The sequence below is a fragment of the Domibacillus sp. 8LH genome (genome assembly GCF_038806185.1).
Classification (GTDB): Bacteria; Bacillota; Bacilli; order Bacillales; family Domibacillaceae; genus Domibacillus; species Domibacillus indicus_A.
In genome coordinates this window covers 1-241 of the sequence record NZ_JAVJNG010000303.1, presented here as the reverse complement: position 1 = coordinate 241, position 241 = coordinate 1, and the positions used below count along the sequence as shown (strand labels likewise).

General features: G+C 34.9%; 1 protein-coding gene. It reads left to right on the top strand.

The genetic code is table 11. The features are described from left to right. Nucleotides 1-241: Hsp70 family protein (locus RG959_RS24815; protein ID WP_342799365.1), on the top strand; the 241-nt coding region annotated here is incomplete at both ends.

Below are 241 nucleotides of genomic sequence, written 5' to 3'. Positions count from 1 at the left end.
CCCTAATACGATTCAATCCGTTAAGCGTCATATGGGAACAGATTATAAAGTTAAAATTGAAGACAAAGAATATACACCACAGGAAGTATCAGCAATTATTCTTCAGCATATTAAATCTTATGCAGAAGACTATATTGGTGAGAAGGTAGAAAAAGCTGTAATTACTGTACCTGCTTATTTTAATGATGCAGAGCGTCAAGCAACAAAAGATGCTGGTAAGATTGCTGGATTAGAAGTAGAG